The organism is Kitasatospora sp. NPDC001660 (assembly GCF_053596725.1).
This window is the reverse complement of record NZ_JBSFGU010000010.1, coordinates 43,395-60,107: the sequence shown is the minus strand read 5'-3', so window position 1 is coordinate 60,107 and position 16,713 is coordinate 43,395. Positions and strand designations below refer to the sequence as shown.

Here is a 16,713-nt window from a genome sequence, read left to right as displayed (position 1 = left end):
CGCGGTTCGCGGCACCGGCCGGTGAAGGACGCACGGCACCCGTCGGTGCGGCTCCCGAAGCCCGACGGCGGTGCGTGCGGCCACTGTAGCGAAGCTACTGCCCAGTAGGAAGGGGGCGGGTGGCGGCGGAGCGCCCCAACCCGAACGAGTGAACGGGAGGACGTGCTTGCGTTCCGACCACTCGATCGAGGAGTTACGCGGGCGCACCGGGAGGGGCAGCATGAAGGCATGACTGCTGACACCGTCGCCGTCGGCGTCGACGCCCCCGCCGCCGTCGAACTGCCCCCGCGCGCCGAACGGGCCGCGCGGGCCGAGGCCGTCGCCGACCGGCTGCGCACGGCCGCCGTCGAGGCGGTCGCCGTCACCTGGGTGGACAACGCCGGCATCACCCGGGTCAAGGCCGTCCCGCTCGGCGCCCTGGTGCACGCCGCCCAGTGGGGCGTCGGCGCCGCGCCCTGCTTCGACGTGTTCCTCGCCGACGACACGATCACCACCAGCCCGATCATCGGCGGCCCCACCGGGGATCTGCGCCTCTACCCCGACCTCGACCGGCTCGTCCCGCTCTGCGCCCAGCCCGGCTGGGCCTGGGCTCCCGCGGACCGGTACACCCAGGCCGGCACCCCGCACCCCGGCTGCCAGCGGCTGTTCGCCCGCCGGATGGAGGCCGCGGCCGCCGCGCGCGGGCTGAGCCTCAAGGCCGGCATCGAGGTCGAGTGGGTGGTCGCCCTCGCCGGCGCGCCCGAGGACGAGCCGCAGTACCCCACCCACGGCCCCGCGTACGGGATGCACCGCCTCACCGACCTCTCCGACTACCTGCGGGACGTCCTGCGCGCCCTCGGCGAGCAGGGGCTGGGCGTCCTGCAGATCCACCCCGAGTACGCGCCGGGCCAGTTCGAGGTCTCGGTCGCCCCAGAGGGCCCGGTCGGCGCCGCCGACACCTCCGTCCTGGTCCGGCAGACCATCCGCGCCGTCTCCGCCCGGCATGGCCTGCGGGTCTCCTTCGCGCCCGTGGTCGAGCCCGGCGCGGTCGGCAACGGCGGCCACCTCCACCTGAGCCTCTGGCGGGACGGGCGCAACCTCGGCCGCGGCGGCTCCGGCCCGCACGGCCTGACCACCGAGGCCGAGGGCTTCCTCGCCGGCGTGCTCGCCGCGCTGCCCGAGCTGCTCGTGCTCGGCTGCTCCAGCCCCGCCGGGTACCTGCGGCTCGTGCCCTCGCAATGGGCCGGCGCCTACCAGTGCTGGGGCCTGGAGAACCGCGAGGCCGCACTGCGCCTGGTCACCGGCTCGGCCGGGGAGCGCTCCACCGCGGCCAACGCCGAGGTCAAGTGCTTCGACGCCAGCGCCAACCCCTACCTCGCGGTCGGCGCGGTGCTCGCCGCCGGCCTCGCCGGGCTGGACCGATGCCTCGCCCTGCCGGCGGAGTTCACCGAGGATCCGGCCGCCGCCGCGCCCGGCACGGTGCCCCGGCTGCCGGCGAGCCCGGCCGAGTCGATCGCCGCCTACGAGCGTTCGGCGGTGCTCCGCGAGGCGCTCGGCGAGCCGCTGTACCAGGCGGTGCTGGCGGTCCGCCGGGCCGAGGCCGAGCAGTACGCCGAAGCCGCCCCCGAACAGGTGGTGGCCGCCACCCGCTGGCGGTACTGACCGGTGCCCCTCCTGGACGTCCACGCGCTGGTCGACCACCACTGCCACAGTGTGGTGGCGGCCGACCTCGCGGACGACGCCCTGGCCGGGCTGCTCACCGAGTCGGACCGCCCGCCCGCGCCCGGCACCTCGCCGTTCGACAGCGCCCTCGGCCTCGCCGTCCGGCGCTGGTGCCCGCCCGCGCTCGGCCTGCCCGTCCACGCCCCGGCCGTCGAATACCTGTCCCGCAGGCGGGAGTTGGGCGCCGCCGAGGCCACCGGCCGGCTGCTGGCCGCAGCCGCGTTGGACACCTGCCTGATCGACACCGGGCTCACCGCCGCCGCCGGTCGCCCGCTGCTCCCGCTCACCGAATTCGCCGAGGCCGCCCGCGCCCGGGTGCGCGAGGTGGTCCGGCTGGAGACGGTCGCCGAGGCGGTGCCCGCGACGGCCGGGGCCTGGCCGCGGGCCGTCCGCGACGCCCTGGCCGGGGCCGCCGCCGGGGCCGTCGCCGTCAAGTCGGTCATCGCCTACCGGCACGGCCTCGCCGTCCCGCCCGAACGGCCCGTGCCGGCCGCCGTGGTGGCTGCGGCGGGGGCCTGGCAGCGCTCCGGGCGCGGCCGGCTGACGGACCCGGTGCTCCTGCACCACCTGCTCTGGACGGCCGTGGACGTGTGCGCCGAGCTCGGCCTGCCGCTCCAGCTCCACACCGGCTTCGGCGATCCCGACCTCACCCTGCACCTGGCCGACCCGTCGCTGCTGACCGGCTTCGTCCGTGCCGCCGAGCCGAGCGGCGTCCCGCTCGTGCTGCTGCACGGCTACCCGTACCACCGGCAGGCCGCCTTCCTCGCGCATGCCTTCCCCACCGTGTACGCCGACCTCGGGCTGACGGCCTCCTACACCGGCCCCCGGGTGGCGGCGGTGCTCGGCGAGATGCTGGAGCTGGCGCCGTTCGGCAAGCTCCTGTTCTCCACCGACGCGTACGGCCTGCCCGAGCTGTACCTGGTCGGCGCCGCCCAGTTCCGGTACGGGCTGGGCGAGTTGCTCGGGCGGTGGCGGGCGGACGGCGCCTGCTCGGCGGCGGACGCGGAGCGGCTGGCCCGCATGGTCGCCGCGGACAACGCGCGGCGGTTGTACGCCCTTTAGGTGGTAGGCGGTTCAACCCGTCGATGCACCATCACTTTTTAACACTATGACTCACTGTTTGCCCGTTGACCTGCGGACTCCCGGGCTCCGGTGTTGGTCGAGATGTGACGATCAGATGACTACCTCTTGCGTTTTTAAGTGAAAACTCATTAGCGTCCCGATCATTCCATCGCACCTGCCTACCGCAGCTGCTGCATGACGACTCGGGAGGGCCACCCCTATGCGTAATTCTCGGACCAGCCGGACCCGGTACGCGGCGGTGGGCCTCGTGCTCGCCACCGCGGGCGCCCTCGCGCTCCCGGCAGGCACCGCCGTCGCGGCGCCCGCGGCCGGCTCGACGACCGGTCCGCTGCTCAGCTACGTGGTCAACACCAAGGCCAACCACGGCCAGGTGCAGAACGTCGAGAAGGCGATCACCACCCTGGGCGGCACGGTGGTGTACTCCTACGAGCAGATCGGCGTCGTGATCGCCCGCTCGAACGACACCGCGTTCGCCGAGAAGCTGCGCCAGGCCAAGGGCGTCGACTCGGTCGGCGCGAGCCGCACCAAGGGCATCACCGCCGCCGACCAGGCCAGGGCCGACGTCGCCGCCGACCCGACCACCCCGCCCGCCCCCGGCCAGGAGCCGCGCGAGGCCAACCAGTGGGACATGCGCCAGATCGGCGTCGACAAGGCGCACAAGATCTCGCTCGGCAGCCGCAACGTCACCGTCGGCGTGCTGGACTCCGGCGTCGACGCGACGCACCCGAACCTCGCGCCCAACGTGGACGCCTCGCAGTCGGTCTCCTGCATCGACGGCGGCAAGCCGAACACCGACTGGAAGGCCTGGCAGCCGACCACCAGCGACCACGGCACCCACGTGGCCGGCACCATCGCCGCCGCCAAGAACGGCACCGGCATCGTCGGCATCGCGCCGAACGTCAAGCTGGCCTCGGTCAAGGTCGTCGACGACGGCGGGTTCATCTACCCGGAGTACGCGATCTGCGGCTTCGTCTGGGCCGGTGAGCACGGCTTCAAGGTGACCAACAACAGCTACTACGTCGACCCGTGGATGTTCAACTGCCCGAACGACAAGGACCAGGCGGCCATCACCGCCGCCGTCCGCAAGGCGGTCGCGTTCTCGCAGCGCAAGGGTGTCCTCAACGTGGCCGCGGCCGGCAACGAGAACATCGACCTGGCCCACAAGACCACCGACGTCAGCAGCCCGGACGACACCACCCCCGGCACCCGCCCGGTCACCAACGACTGCCTGTCGCTGCCGACCGAGCTGCCGGGCGTCATCGCCGTCTCCTCCGTGGGCGTCAAGGGCGAGAAGGCGTACTACTCCAGCTACGGCAAGGGCGTCGTGACCGTCGCCGCCCCCGGTGGCGACCGCCGCTACCAGATCCCGGACACCCCGGACAAGGACGGCCGGATCCTGTCCACCATCCCGGGCGGCAAGTACGGCTACATGCAGGGCACCTCGATGGCCACCCCGCACACCACCGGCGTGGTCGCCCTGCTCGCCAGCACCTTCCCGTGGGCCAGCCCCGACGAGCTGACCGAGCTGCTGACCAACCAGGCCGAGTCGCACGCCTGCCCGACCGGGGACTTCAACCCGGGCGGCGCCGGCCAGTGGAAGGCCACCTGCGAGGGCGACGAGAACGACAACGGCTTCTACGGCGCGGGCATCATCAACGCCGAGAAGGCGGTCCAGTGGTGGCGCTGACGCGCCGGCCGCGTGGAACCACTGAGCACGTGAGCACGTGAGCACGTGACACCGAGCCGGGGAGCGGGCCCACCGGGTCCCGCTCCCCGGTCGTTTTTGAGTACCCGTACTCAGGCCCGCCCGCGGCCCGCTCGCCAGGATGGATCCGTACCGAACGGAACCATCAAGGGAGTTGAGCACCATGGCGCACACCGACAGCGGCTGGCAGGTGGCCCCGGCCCGGTCGGCCGGCGGCGGGTGCAGCTGGCCCTGGCTCGTCCTGGGCGTGGCCGAACTCCTCGTCGCGGGAACGATGCTGGCGCAGTTCGCGCTCATCGGCCTGGTGGCCGGTGTGATGGGGCTCGCGGCCGGCTCCTCCGTCGGCGCGGTGGTGGGGCTGGTCGCGATGCTCGCCGCCGGCCCGCTCGCGGGCCTGCTCGTGGCGGGCCTCGGCGCGGCCCTGATCCCCCGGCAGGTCCGCCGGACGAACGGCTCCGCGGTCTTCACCCTGCTCATGGGCGGCGTGCTGGCCGGCACCGCGATCGAGTACGTCGGCTGGATCCACCCGGCACTCCACTAACTCTCGACGTGGTGCTCCCACACCGTCTCGACGGACGGCTTGCCGTGCAGGTCCGGCACCTCCTGGAGCCAGGCCGGCCGTCCGGCCCTCGTGCGGGCGGCGCGCCGCCGCTCGGCCTCGCGCAGCTGCTCGGGCGTGGCGAAGCCCTCCGGCAGCCACTCGCCGGAGAGCACCGCGCGGGCGGCCAGGTGCGTGACGTACGCGTGCCGTACCGCCTCCACCGAGTCGAACCCGGGCTCGTCGGCCAGCCACTCGTCCGGGACGAGCGCCAGCACCTCCTCCAGCAGCCCGACGGTGACCAGCGGTCCGAGCTCCTCGTCGGCCAGCCGGACGTCCGGGGCGCAGCCGCCGAGCGCGTGCGCGCTGAGGTCGTAGCGCCTGCCGACGGCCGCCTCGGCGGTGGCCCAGCGGTGGTGGAAGATCAGCGCGGCGCCGTTGTCGATCAGCCAGAGCCGCCCGTGCCAGACCACCAGGTTGGGGTTGTGCACGGTGCGGTCGACGTTGCCGGTGAGGGCGTCCAGCCAGACCACCCGGCCGGCCTCGGTGGCGTCGACGGCGACGAGGCCGGGCCGGTAGTCCCGCGCACCGGGCAGCAGGTCCATCCCGAGGTTGAGCCCGCCGCTGGCCTTGAGCATGTCCTGGATCTCGGCGTCCGGCTCGTCCGCGGCGACCGCCGGGTCGAAGTCCACCAGCCGCAGTTCCGGCACGCGCAGGCCGAGCCGCCGGGCGAGCTCGCCGACGATGACCTCGGCGACCAGCGCCTTGCGCCCCTGCGCGGCGCCGGTGAACTTGACGACGTAGGTGCCGAGGTCGTCGGTCTCCACGACGCCGGGCACGGAGCCGCCGGCCCGCAGCGGGTCCACGTAGCGCACTGCTGTCACCAGTTCGAGCACATCCGCCACCCTACGGCCTCCGCGCCCGGGCGCGGGCCCCGGAAGGCCCGGTCCGCGGCCCTGTGGTTGGCTTGCCGCTGAGAACGGAACCACCACACGAGGAGTACAAGGTCATGGGACAGGTGCTGGCCACCACCGAGCGGGTCTACGACGCCGCCCCGGAGCGGGTGTACGAGGCGCTGGCCGACTACCAGGTGACCCGCCCGAAGCTGCTGCCCGCGCAGTACAGCGAGTACGAGGTCCGGGTCGGCGGCACCGGGGCCGGTACCCAGGTGCACTGGAAGCTCCAGGCCACCGAGAAGCGCGTGCGGGACTGCCTGTTCACCGTCTCGGCCCCGAAGCCGGACCAGCTGGTGGAGAAGGACGCCAACTCCAGCATGGTGATCACCTGGACCGTCGCGGCGGCCGGCGAGGGCCGGTCGAAGGTGACGGTCTCGGCCACCTGGCAGGGCGCGGGCGGCATCGGCGGCTTCTTCGAGCGCACCTTCGCCCCGAAGGGCCTGAACCGGATCCACGACCAGGTGCTCGCCAACCTGGCCGCCGAGGTCCGCTGAACCACCCCCGGAGCCCCGGGGAATCGCCCGGGATTTCGACGGCTCCGACCACCCGTGCGAGCCGCGCACCGTACGGGTGGACGATCCGCCACCTGCGGGTGACGAGGGCCGCCCGGCGCGGGGGAGCCACCCTAGGCTCGCCGCCGTGCATATGACGATCCTTCACATTTCGCAGCCGGTGGACGGCGGGGTGGCCCGCGTCGTCGTCGATCTGGTCCGGGGCCAGCGGGAGGCCGGCCACCGGGTGCTGGTGGCCTGTCCGCGCGGCGGCCGGCTGGCCGAGGAGGCCGCCGCGGTGGGCGCGCTGGTCCAGAACTGGCCCGCCGAGCGCTCGCCCGGGCCGGGGACCGCCGCGGAGGCCTGGCGGCTGCGCCGGATCGTCCGGGCCGCCGCGCCCGACGTGGTCCACCTGCACAGCGCCAAGGCCGGACTGGCGGGCCGGCTGGCCGTCCGGGGCGCGGTGCCGACCGTCTTCCAACCGCACGCCTGGTCCTTCGCCGCCGTGGACGGCGCGCTGGCGGCCGCCACCCTGCGCTGGGAGCGGTTCGCGGCCCGCTGGGCGCACCGGCTGCTCTGCGTCAGCGTCCAGGAGCGGGCCGACGGCGTCGCCGCCGGGGTGCACGCCGACTGGGCGGTGGTGCCCAACGGCGTGGACGTCCGCCGCTACGCGCCCGCCGACCGCCGGGCCGCCCGGATCGCGCTCGGCCTGGACCTGGACGCCCCGTTGGTCGTCTGCGTGGGGCGGCTGTGCCGGCAGAAGGGCCAGGACGTGCTGCTGGCGGCCTGGCCGCAGGTGCTGGGCCGGGTGCCGCGGGCCCGGCTGGCGCTGGTCGGCGGCGGGCCGCAGGAGCAGCACCTCGCGGAGGCGGTGCGGGCGTCGGCCGAGCCGTCCCGGGTGCGGATGGCGGGGGACGTGCCGGATCCGCGGCCGTGGCTGGCGGCGGCCGACCTGGTGGTGCTGCCCTCGCGCTGGGAGGGGATGGCACTGGCTCCGCTGGAGGCGATGGCGGCGGGCCGTCCGGTGCTGCTGACCGACGTGCCCGGGGCGCGCGAGTGCCTGCCGCCCGCGGAGCGCGAGCAGGCCGTCGTCCCGCCGCAGGACGCGCAGGCGCTGGCCACCCGAATGGCGCAGGCGCTGTCGGATCCGATCGAGTGCGAGCGCCGTGGTGCCCGACTGCGTGATCACGTGGTCGCCCGTCATGACGTCCGCACGGTGGTCGAACAGGTGGACGACCTGTACCGCCACCTGTTGGGCGCCGGTCCGGCGGCCGGGCGCCGCCGCGCCCGTGTCCCGGAGCGGATCTGATCGTTTCACATGCCGTGAATGCCCGCCGCTCAGGCGCTGTCGTATTCGCGCCCTCAGCCGGACAAGGATGAGGCGGCAAATCCGAAATACCTATCAATGGGTGGCTGGAATGAAATGGCACGTCACCTTCCGGCCGGTGAGTCCAAGTTCGGCATTGTCTGATTTTGCCTGCATTGTTTCGATTTCGCGCCGGGAATTCGCGAGAGAGCAGAGAGCCGCCGGCGGCAGCAGGAGCTGTCAGGACCGCGCCCACCGGGCCGGGACGGCCGCCCCGCGCCATCCGGCGCGGGGCGCCGTCACCCCGGGCACACAGCAGGGGAGTTCGTGCGCTGATGACCATTGATCACGACAGCGTGCCGCGCTCCGGCCGGCCCCTGCCCGGCCCGCGGCGGCCCGGCACCGGGCTGCTCGACCGGCCGGCCCGAGCGGTGCAGGCCCGGGCGGTGGCGCCGCAGCGCCCGTACCGCAGGGCGGTCCGCTCCCGGTTCGCCCTGCCGCTCGCGCTGCTCCAGGTCGACGTGATCGCGCTGTGCGCCGCCGCCGGCATCGCCAACCGGCTCCTCGCCCCGGCCGTGCGGGTCGCTCCGCTGCTCGGCGTCGCCGCCGTCCTGCCCCTCCTGCTCACCCTCAACCTGGCCGGCGGCCTCTACCGCACCCGGCTCACCCTGTCCGTCCTGGACGAACTCCCCGCGCTGGCCGTCCGCGCGGTGGTCGCCACCGCCTTCGCCGTCACCCTCACCGGCTGTCTGGACGGCCGCTGGCCCGACTGCGGCCCGGCCACCCCGGCCCGGCTCACCGCCCTGCTCGGCGCCCAGCTGCTGATCACCCTCGCCGGCCGCACCGTCCTCTACCACCTCGTCCGACGGATCCGCCGCAGCCGCCCCAGCCCCGTCCTGGTGCTCGGCGCCGGCCTGCTCGGCCGCCGGGTCGCCGCCGCCCTCACCGAACGCGGCGAGTACGGGATGCGCCCGGTCGGCTTCCTCGACGCCGACCCGCCGCTGCTGGCCGGCGACACCGACCTGCCCGTCCTCGGCGGCCGCGAGGTCCTGGAGCGCGAGATCCGCCGCCACCGCGTCCAGCACGTCGTGGCCACCGCCGGCGCCGCCGACGAGGCCGAGACCGCCGCCACCCTGCGCGCCGCCGCCCGGCTCGGCTGCCAGGTCTGGCTGGTGCCCGCCCTGCGCGAGTTCGGCTCGCTGCCCACCGCGCCGCTGGCCGCCCGCGACCACCTCTGGGGCTTCCCCTGCCTCCGGGTCGGCCGCCCCGCGATGCGCCGCCCCGGCTGGGCCGCCAAGCGCACCCTGGACGTCACCGCCGCCGGCTTCGGCCTGCTGCTGCTCGCCCCGGTCCTCGCGCTGTGCGCGCTCGCCGTCCGCTTCGACACCGGCCGCGGCGTGCTCTTCCGCCAGCAGCGCACCGGCCTGGACGGCCGGGTCTTCACCGTCCTCAAGTTCCGCACCCTGCGCCCCAGCAACGAACACGAGTCGGCCACCCGCTGGAACATCTCCCAGGACCACCGGATGGGCGCCGTCGGCCGGCTGCTGCGCAAGAGCTCGCTGGACGAGCTGCCGCAGCTGTGGAACGTCCTGCGCGGCGACATGAGCCTCGTCGGGCCGCGCCCCGAACGCCCTTATTTCGTCATGCGGTTCAGCCAGGCCCACCCCGAGTACGCGGACCGCCATCGCGTCCCGGTCGGCCTCACCGGCCTCGCCCAGGTCAACGGCCTGCGCGGGGACACCTCGATCGAGGACCGGGCCCGCTTCGACAACCGCTACATCGAGAGCTGGAGCCTCTGGCAGGACGTCAAGATCCTGTGCCGCACCGCGGCCCTGATGCTCCACCCGGACGGGAGCTGACCTTTCGTGGCCCTCACCCTCCCCGCCGCGGCCCCTGACGCCTGTCGTCACACTCCCGCCCGCCCGGCGGGCGACGGGGGTGTGACGACAGGCCTCAGGTCAGCCTTTCGGAAGGCGCTGCCCGCGCTCGCCGACCGGCCGAACCTGCTCGCCGCGGCGACCGTGCTGCTGGTGTGCGTGCCCACCGGCGAGAAGGACGTCACCGCGGCCGTCCACATCACCGCCGCCGACCTCGCCTCGCTCGCGCTCGTCGCCCTCACGGCCCGCAACCTGCTCCGCGGGCGGCTGCCCGCCGTCGGCCGCGCCACCTGCGTGCAGTTCGCCGGGATCGTGGTCGCCGCCGCCGTCGCCACCGTCGGCTCGATCGACCCGGCCGGCAGCGTCACTGGCTTCGTCCGGCTCGTCCAGGTCTTCGTCCTGGTGCCGGCCGCGGTGCTCTGCTCGCTGCGCGACCGCACCGACCAGCGCCTCATCCTCGGCTCCTTCGTGGCCGCCGCGCTGATCGAGGGCGCCGTCGGTGCGAACCAGTACCTGACCCGCACCGGCGCCTCGTACACCGGCCGGCCGATCCGGGCCGTCGGCACGTTCGGTGCGCTCGACATCATGGCGATGTCCACCGTCGTCAGTTACGGCCTGCTCGCCGCCCTCGCCCTCGCCCTCGGCGAGCGCGGATCCGGCGGCAACGCCCGGCTGCGCCGCGCGATGTCCGCCGCCGCCGCCTTCCTCGCCTTCCCGCTCGCCGTCTCCTTCAGCCGCGGCAGCTGGATCGCCACCGGCGCCGCCGCCACCGTGCTGCTGCTGCGCGCCGACGCCAGGCTGTTCGTCCGCGGCGTCGTGCTCGGCGCGGCCGCCGCCGTCGTCCTGGTCGGCGGACTCGGCCCCGGTGCCTCCGGCGTCACCGAGCGGCTCCGTTCGATCGGCTCCGTCGAGGCCGCCCCCGACCAGTCCGTCTCCGACCGCTACGACCTGTGGGCCACCGCCACCCGGATCTGGCAGGACCACCCCGTCCACGGCGCCGGCCCCAAGGCCTTCCAGCAGCTGCGCGACAGCCGCGCCCCGCTGCGGCTGTCCTCCGGCAGCGACACCGCCGACTCCACCATCGGGTTCCAGCGCGAGCCGCTGCTCTCCCCGCACAACATGTACTTCCTGGTGCTCAGCGAACAGGGCCTGATCGGCATCGTCGCCTACGCCGCGCTCTTCCTCGGCCTGCTGCTCGGCTGCCTGCGCCGCTCCCGGGGCCCCGGCCCCGCCGCGCCGGCCCTGCTGACCTGGGTGCTCGTCGACTTCCTCTACGCCGACATCGGCGGCACCACCACCGTGCTGACCTCCGTCGTCCTCGGCCTCGCCGCCCGCGCCGCGACCTCGGAGGCGTGACATGACGACGAACCGGCCCGCGCTCACCCCGATCCTGCCCGCGCCCCGCACCGCCCCGCCCGCCGAGACCGGGCCCGGCGGCCCCGCCCCGGCCCCCCGGCGCGGTTTCCTCGCCAAGGCGTTCGGCATCACCGCCGTCCTCAGCGCCGCCGGCTCCGCCCTCGGGCTCCTGCGCGACCTCCTGCTGGCCCGCTACTTCGGCGCCAACCAGGGCACCGACGCCTTCCTGGTCGCCTGGACGGTGCCCGAGACGGCCGCGCCGCTGCTGATCGAGGACGCCATGTCCTTCCTCATGGTGCCCGCCTTCGCCCTCGCCCTGGTACTGCGCGAGGAGCGCCCGGACGGCCCGGACCCGGTCCGCCAGCTCGTCCGGGCCACCCTGCCGTGGCTGCTGCTCGCCCTGAGCACCCTCGCCCTCGGTGTCGTGCTCGGCGCGCCCCAGCTCGTCGAACTGCTCGCCCCCGGCCTCGGCGACCCCGGGCTCGCCGTCTCCTGCACCCGGATCACCGCGATCACCGTGCTGCCGTTCGGCACGGCCGGCTACCTCGCCGCCGCGCTGCGCGCCCACCACTGCTTCACCGCCCCGGCCGGCATCTACGTCGCCTACAACGTCGGCATCCTGGCCGTGATGCTGAGCTGCCAGGCCTTCCTCGGCGTCCGCTCGGCCGCCCTCGGCGTCGCGGTCGGCGGCCTCCTGATGGCCGCCCTGCTCGTCGGCCCGTTCGTGCGCCGGCTGCGGACGGGCCGCGCGGCCCGCTCCCGCCGCTCGCGCCACGCCCTGGCCCTGATGCCGCTCGCCCTGCTGCCGGTCGCGGCCTTCACCCTGATCCGCCAGTCCCAGGTGTTCGTGGAGCGCTACCTCGGCTCCGCGCTGCCGCCCGGCACCATCTCGCACCTCAACTACGCCGCCAAGGTCTCCCAACTCGCCATGACGGCGGGCATCCTGATCTGCACCGTCACCTTCCCGCTGGTCGCCCGCGCGCTCGCCGCCGGCGACCTCACCGCCGCCCGCGACCGGGTGGAGAAGGACCTCGGCCAGGCCGCCGTCGTCGTCCTGCTCGGCACCGCCTTCGTGATGGCCTGCGCACCCGCGGTCGTCTCGCTGCTCTTCCAGCGCGGCGCCTTCGGCCCGCAGGACACCGCCGCCACCGCCGCCGTCATCCGCGTCTACAGCTTCGGCCTGCCCGCCCAGGCGCTGACCGGCGTGATGATCCGCCCGTACTTCTCGCTGCGCCCCGTCGTGCGCCGGGCCGACGAGCCGGGCACCGACGACGGCGGGCGGCGCCTGCTCGACTGGTACCCGGTCGCCGCGATGGTGCTCGGCCTCGCCGTCACCGTGGCCGTCGGCCTGCTCGCCACGCCCCGCTTCGGCGCCCTCGGCCTCGCCGCCGGGAACGCGGCCGGCATCACCACCACCGCGGCGCTGCTGCCGTACGGCCTCGTCCTGCGGGGCATCCCGCTGCGGCTGCGCCTGGTGCTCGGTGGCCACGGCCGGTTGCTGGCCGCCGCCGCCGGAGCCGCCGCGCTCGGCACCGGCGCGGCCGGCCTCACCGCCGACCCCCTGCTCTCGACTCTGCTCGGGGGCCTGACCGTGGCACTGGCCTTCGCCGCCCTCGGCACCGGTCTCGGTGCCCGGGAGGTCCGCGGCCCGGTCCTCGCCGCCGTCCGGGCCCTGAACCCGCCAACCGTCGCCGATGAAGGGAAGCTTCCCCATGGACACTGAACGGGGAGCCGTTCGTTCGGCCGCCCAGGCCGGAGTCACCGACGCCTCACCGCACCGGGCGCGACTGCCCCGCAGCCGCAGCCCGATCGGCGAACCGCCCGGCCCCGGGCCCACCTCGCCCTGGATCCTGATGTACCACTCGGTGGCGGTCGAGAAGGAGGACCCGTACCGGCTCACCGTCAGCCCCGAGCGCTTCGCCGAGCAGATCGCCTGGCTGCACCGGCGCGGCCGGCGCGGCGTCTCGGTCCGCGAGCTGATGCGGGCCCGCGCCGCCGGGCGGGACGACAAGCTCGTCGGCCTCACCTTCGACGACGGCTACGCCGACTTCGCACGGCACGCCGTCCCGATCCTGCAGGCCTACGGCTTCACCGCCAGCGCCTACGTCGTCGCCGACCTGCTCGGCCGGGCCAACGACTGGGACACCGAGGGCCCGCGCAAGAAGCTGCTCACCGTCCAGGAGGTCACCGAACTCGCCGCCGCCGGCTGGGAGATCGGCTCGCACGGCCTCGGCCACCAGTCGCTGCCCGGCCTGCCCGCCGACGTCCTCGCGACCCAGACCCGGGAGAGCCGCAGGGTGCTGGAGGAGGTCGTCGGCGGCCCGGTCACCGGCTTCTGCTACCCGTACGGCCACGTCGACCTGCCCGCCACCCTGGCCGTCCGGGACGCCGGCTACGACTACGCCGTCGCGATCGCCCACTCCCCGCTCACCGGCCGCTTCGCCCTGCCCCGCTGCTACGTCGGCGACCGTGACGGTGCCTGGCGGCTGCGCGCCAAGCGCGGCCGGCTCCGACTGCGCGACACCCTCACCGAGCTGCGCCGCGCCCGGCTCGAACGCCGGAGGACGGCGCGGTGAGGGTCCTGCACATCGTCACCGGCCTCGCCTCCGGCGGCGCCGAGCGCCAACTCCATCTGCTGCTCAGGCACTTGCCGCCGCACCAGCAGTGCGAGGTGCTCGCCCTCACCAACCCCGGCACGGTCGCCGCGGCCCTGCGCGCCGACGGCTTCACCGTCCACCACCTGGGCATGCGCGGCAACCGCGACCTCGGCGCGCTGCCCCGGCTGGTCCGGCTGGTCCGCACCGGCCGCTACGACCTCGTGCACACCCACCTCTACCGGGCGCAGCTGTACGGCCGGCTCGCGGCGCGCCTGGCCGGGGTCCGCGCGGTGGTGTCCACCGAGCACTCGCTGCACGGCGGGGTGATCGAGGGGCGCCCGGTCACCCGGGGCGTCAAGGGCCTCTACCTGGCGGCCGAGCGGCTCGGGACGACCACCGTCGCGGTCTCCCGCCAGGTCGCCCAGACGCTGCACGCGTGGGGCGTCCCGCCGGCCCGGGTGGAGCTGATCCCGAACGGCATCGACGCCGCCCGGTTCCGCCGCCCGGACGCCGAGCGGGCCGCCGCCCGGCGCCGGATGCGCGCCGGACTCGGTCTGCCGCAGGGGTGTTGGGCGGTCGGCGGGATCGGCCGCCTGGTGCCCGGCAAGCGCTTCGGCGTCCTGCTGGAAGCGCTCGTCGAACTCGACCCGGGCGCGCGGCTGGTGCTGATCGGCGAGGGCCCGGAGCGCGCCGCCCTGGAGCGGCGGGCCACCGAACTGGGCGTCCGGGAACGGCTGGTGCTCACCGGCGAGCGCGATGACGTGCCGGATCTCCTCACCGCGCTGGACGTGCTCGCCTCCCCTTCGACCGAGGAGACCTTCGGCCTCGGCGTCCTGGAGGGCCTCGCGGCGGGCCTGCCGGTGCGGCACAGTGCCTGCCCCGCCCTCGACGAACTGCCGCCCAGCGCCGCTCCGCAGGCCCGCCGCATCCCGTCCGAGCCCGCCGCGTACGCCACCGCGCTGCGCGAGCTGCGGCACCTGAACGACCACACCGCCGACCCGCTGCCGCACCCCCCGGCGGTCGGCCACTACGACATCGTCCGGGTCGCCGCCGATCTGGGCGCCCTCTACGACCGCCTGGCACGCGCTTGACCGGCCACCGGTCCGCTCACCCCCGGGCCGCCCGCGCGGCCCACATCCAAGGAGTCCCACCCATGACCACACCGCGCCGAAGCGCCCGCCGCCTGGTCCGCCGCTGGTGGCCGGTGGCGCTCGCGGTGCCGCTGGGCGCCGCGGCCGGCGCCGGGTACGCCGTCGTCTCGCACCCCTCGTACTCCGCCAGCGCCTACGTGCTCGTGGTGCCGCAGAACCCGGGGGAGGCCGCCACCGCCACCAACTTCGCCCAGGCGTACGGGCGGCTGGCCGGCCAGCCGCAGGTGCTCGCGGTGGCCGCCGCCGAGACCGGCCACACCCGCGCCGAGCTGGAGACCCTGGTGCACGGGACGACCTCGCCGGACGCCCCGATGATCGAGATCACCGGCACCGGCACGAAGCCCCAGGAGGCCGCCCGGACCGCCGACGCGGTGGCCCGCTCGCTGGTCGCCTTCGCCAACACGAGCAGCAAGGACACCGGCGTGCGGCTGGTCTCGCTGGCTCCGGCCGCCGCGCCGGACAAGCCGACCACGCCGTCCGGCACCCTGGACGTCGCGGTCGGCGGCGCGGCCGGGCTGCTGCTGGGCGCGCTGGTGATGATGACCCGCCGCCCGGCCGCCGCCCCCGAGGCCGCCGCCCCCGAGGGCCCGGAGGCGCCCGCCGCCCCGAGCACCCCGCGCCCGCGGACCGCGGAGCGGCCGGCCGCCAAGCCCGCGGACAAGGCCCTCGGGAAGGCGACCGAGAAGCCCGCCGGCAAGGAGGCCCGGGCCGAGGAGGATCCCCCCGCCCTGGAGAAGGCCGCGACGGGGAGCGGGCGATGAGCACCGAGGCACGGACCACCGGCGTACCCGCCCAGGCCGCCCCGCCGTCCGGTCCGGCGCCCGGCCGTTCGCCGGGCCCGGCCTGGACCGCCGAGCTGCGCCGCGAGGACGACGCCCTCGACACCCTCGCCGAGGAGTGGGACGACCTGGCCGCCCGCTGCCGGACCACCACCTTCTTCCAGGCCGCCGACTGGCAGCGCTCGTGGTGGCGCCACTACGGGACCCCGGGCGGCCTGCTGGTGGTGCTCGTCCGCCGGGACGGCCTGCTGGTCGGCGCGGGAGCCTTCCGGCGGCGCGCCGGCCCGCTCGGCGGGCTGACCGGTCTCGGCGGCGAGCTGGCCGACTTCACCGACGTCCTGCTCGACGACGACTGCGCCGACCGGGCCGCCGCCGAGTTCGCCGCCGCGCTCCCGCTCACCCGCCCGTGGCACACCCTGGAACTGCGCGAGGTCCACCCCGAGGCGGCTGTGCAAAGGGTGTTCGAGCACTGGCGCGGCCGGCGCCGCAGGTTCGCCGACTCGCTCTGCCAGCACCTGCCGGCCGTCTCGATGGAGCAGTTGCTCAAGCGGATGCCCGGCAGGACCGCGCAGCGCAGCCGGGTGAAGCTGCGCAAGATCGCGGAGGCGGGCGTGGAGGTCCGCTCGACGCCGGTGGCGCAGGTGCCGGCGGCGCTGGAGGACCTGCTGCGGCTGCACTTCCTGCAGTGGCAGGAGCGCGGCGTGACGCCGGAGCACCGCTCCGAGCGCTTCGCCCGGCACCTGATCGAGTCCACGACCGGGATGGTCGCTTCCGGCCGGGCCGCCGTCCACCAGTTCCGGCTGGACGGCGAGTTGATGGCGGTGAACCTGCTGCTGCTCTGCCCGTCCTTCGGCGGCCTGTACATGTACGGCGCGCACCCGGAGCTGCGCGAGCGGCTGGACATCGCCGGGCTGCTGTTCGCCGCGGCGCTGGACGAGACGGTCGGCGCCGGGATCCCGGTGCTGAGCCTGCTGCGCGGCCAGGAGCCCTACAAGCAGCGCTGGCGGCCGGACCGACTGCCCAACCAGCGGCTGCTGTTCGGCCCGGTCGGCGCGGCCCCGGCGGCCACCGCCCGGGTCGGCGCGATCCTGGCCCGGCAGGCGGCGGTGCGCCTCCTGCGGACCCGCTTCCCCCGGCTCAGGGAGGCGGTGCCGGCCCGCCGCCGCAGCTGAC

Annotated in this window: 15 protein-coding genes; 14 read left to right on the top strand and 1 reads right to left on the bottom strand. The window is 75.3% G+C overall.

The genetic code is table 11. The annotated features are described in order from the left end of the window. Positions 1-228 precede the first annotated feature (228 nt). The 4 genes from ACWCXH_RS13725 (at position 229) to ACWCXH_RS13710 (ending at position 5,030) form a co-directional block, all read left to right on the top strand. Complete coding sequence (locus tag ACWCXH_RS13725; protein ID WP_449801615.1) at positions 229-1,641, top strand: glutamine synthetase; 1,413 nt, start codon at positions 229-231, stop codon at positions 1,639-1,641. Between the two features lie 3 nt (positions 1,642-1,644). Continuing rightward, complete coding sequence (locus ACWCXH_RS13720; RefSeq protein ID WP_449801614.1) at positions 1,645-2,763, top strand: amidohydrolase family protein; 1,119 nt, start codon at positions 1,645-1,647, stop codon at positions 2,761-2,763. Between the two features lie 220 nt (positions 2,764-2,983). Continuing rightward, on the top strand, positions 2,984-4,471 hold the full coding sequence (locus tag ACWCXH_RS13715; RefSeq protein WP_449801613.1) for a S8 family peptidase: 1,488 nt from the start codon (positions 2,984-2,986) through the stop codon (positions 4,469-4,471). Between the two features lie 181 nt (positions 4,472-4,652). After that, complete coding sequence (locus tag ACWCXH_RS13710) at positions 4,653-5,030, top strand: hypothetical protein (RefSeq protein ID WP_449801612.1); 378 nt, start codon at positions 4,653-4,655, stop codon at positions 5,028-5,030. On the opposite strand, the gene ACWCXH_RS13705 is transcribed toward ACWCXH_RS13710, so the two are convergent. After that, a complete protein-coding gene (locus ACWCXH_RS13705) occupies positions 5,027-5,923 on the bottom strand; it encodes a HipA family kinase (protein ID WP_449801761.1) in 897 nt (298 codons plus the stop codon). The genes ACWCXH_RS13710 and ACWCXH_RS13705 overlap by 4 nt on opposite strands. Before the next feature lie 113 nt (positions 5,924-6,036). Between ACWCXH_RS13705 and ACWCXH_RS13700 the strand changes: the two genes are divergently transcribed. The 10 genes from ACWCXH_RS13700 to ACWCXH_RS13655 all read left to right on the top strand — a co-directional run bounded on the left by ACWCXH_RS13700 (position 6,037) and on the right by ACWCXH_RS13655 (position 16,712). Continuing rightward, positions 6,037-6,477: an SRPBCC family protein gene (locus ACWCXH_RS13700; protein WP_449801611.1), complete on the top strand. Its 441-nt coding sequence runs from the start codon at positions 6,037-6,039 to the stop codon at positions 6,475-6,477. Positions 6,478-6,628: 151 nt separating this feature from the next. After that, positions 6,629-7,783 carry a glycosyltransferase gene (locus tag ACWCXH_RS13695; RefSeq protein ID WP_449801760.1) on the top strand — a complete coding sequence of 385 codons (1,155 nt, stop codon included), beginning with the start codon at positions 6,629-6,631 and terminating at the stop codon, positions 7,781-7,783. A gap of 18 nt (positions 7,784-7,801) precedes the next feature. Next, the gene (locus ACWCXH_RS13690) at positions 7,802-7,945 is read left to right on the top strand and encodes a hypothetical protein (RefSeq protein ID WP_449801610.1); all 144 of its coding nucleotides are present in this window, start codon (positions 7,802-7,804) and stop codon (positions 7,943-7,945) included. Positions 7,946-8,115: 170 nt separating this feature from the next. Beyond that, positions 8,116-9,639, top strand: a complete 1,524-nt coding sequence (locus ACWCXH_RS13685; protein WP_449801609.1) for a sugar transferase — start codon at positions 8,116-8,118, stop codon at positions 9,637-9,639. Positions 9,640-9,720: 81 nt separating this feature from the next. Continuing rightward, the gene (locus ACWCXH_RS13680) at positions 9,721-11,013 is read left to right on the top strand and encodes an O-antigen ligase family protein (protein WP_449801608.1); all 1,293 of its coding nucleotides are present in this window, start codon (positions 9,721-9,723) and stop codon (positions 11,011-11,013) included. A gap of 1 nt (position 11,014) precedes the next feature. After that, positions 11,015-12,736, top strand: coding sequence for a lipid II flippase MurJ (locus ACWCXH_RS13675; RefSeq protein WP_449801607.1), 1,722 nt, complete (start codon positions 11,015-11,017; stop codon positions 12,734-12,736). Further along, the gene (locus ACWCXH_RS13670) at positions 12,726-13,589 is read left to right on the top strand and encodes a polysaccharide deacetylase family protein (RefSeq protein WP_449801606.1); all 864 of its coding nucleotides are present in this window, start codon (positions 12,726-12,728) and stop codon (positions 13,587-13,589) included. Before ACWCXH_RS13675 ends, ACWCXH_RS13670 begins: the two co-directional genes overlap by 11 nt. Continuing rightward, positions 13,586-14,701, top strand: a complete 1,116-nt coding sequence (locus ACWCXH_RS13665) for a glycosyltransferase (RefSeq protein ID WP_449801605.1) — start codon at positions 13,586-13,588, stop codon at positions 14,699-14,701. The genes ACWCXH_RS13670 and ACWCXH_RS13665 overlap by 4 nt, the downstream gene beginning before the upstream one ends. Before the next feature lie 62 nt (positions 14,702-14,763). Continuing rightward, positions 14,764-15,522, top strand: coding sequence for a Wzz/FepE/Etk N-terminal domain-containing protein (locus tag ACWCXH_RS13660; RefSeq protein WP_449801604.1), 759 nt, complete (start codon positions 14,764-14,766; stop codon positions 15,520-15,522). Further along, the gene (locus ACWCXH_RS13655; RefSeq protein ID WP_449801603.1) at positions 15,519-16,712 is read left to right on the top strand and encodes a GNAT family N-acetyltransferase; all 1,194 of its coding nucleotides are present in this window, start codon (positions 15,519-15,521) and stop codon (positions 16,710-16,712) included. Before ACWCXH_RS13660 ends, ACWCXH_RS13655 begins: the two co-directional genes overlap by 4 nt. Position 16,713: the final 1 nt, after the last annotated feature.

Bases quoted from the DNA above. Each gene is read 5' to 3' on its own strand.
- ACWCXH_RS13725 (WP_449801615.1), top strand. From the start codon at position 229: ATGACTGCTGACACCGTCGCCGTCGGCGTCGACGCCCCCGCCGCCGTC.
- ACWCXH_RS13715 (WP_449801613.1), top strand. From the start codon at position 2,984: ATGCGTAATTCTCGGACCAGCCGGACCCGGTACGCGGCGGTGGGCCTC.
- ACWCXH_RS13710 (WP_449801612.1), top strand. From the start codon at position 4,653: ATGGCGCACACCGACAGCGGCTGGCAGGTGGCCCCGGCCCGGTCGGCC.
- ACWCXH_RS13700 (WP_449801611.1), top strand. From the start codon at position 6,037: ATGGGACAGGTGCTGGCCACCACCGAGCGGGTCTACGACGCCGCCCCG.
- ACWCXH_RS13695 (WP_449801760.1), top strand. From the start codon at position 6,629: ATGACGATCCTTCACATTTCGCAGCCGGTGGACGGCGGGGTGGCCCGC.
- ACWCXH_RS13690 (WP_449801610.1), top strand. From the start codon at position 7,802: ATGCCCGCCGCTCAGGCGCTGTCGTATTCGCGCCCTCAGCCGGACAAG.
- ACWCXH_RS13685 (WP_449801609.1), top strand. From the start codon at position 8,116: ATGACCATTGATCACGACAGCGTGCCGCGCTCCGGCCGGCCCCTGCCC.
- ACWCXH_RS13675 (WP_449801607.1), top strand. From the start codon at position 11,015: ATGACGACGAACCGGCCCGCGCTCACCCCGATCCTGCCCGCGCCCCGC.
- ACWCXH_RS13670 (WP_449801606.1), top strand. From the start codon at position 12,726: ATGGACACTGAACGGGGAGCCGTTCGTTCGGCCGCCCAGGCCGGAGTC.
- ACWCXH_RS13660 (WP_449801604.1), top strand. From the start codon at position 14,764: ATGACCACACCGCGCCGAAGCGCCCGCCGCCTGGTCCGCCGCTGGTGG.
- ACWCXH_RS13655 (WP_449801603.1), top strand. From the start codon at position 15,519: ATGAGCACCGAGGCACGGACCACCGGCGTACCCGCCCAGGCCGCCCCG.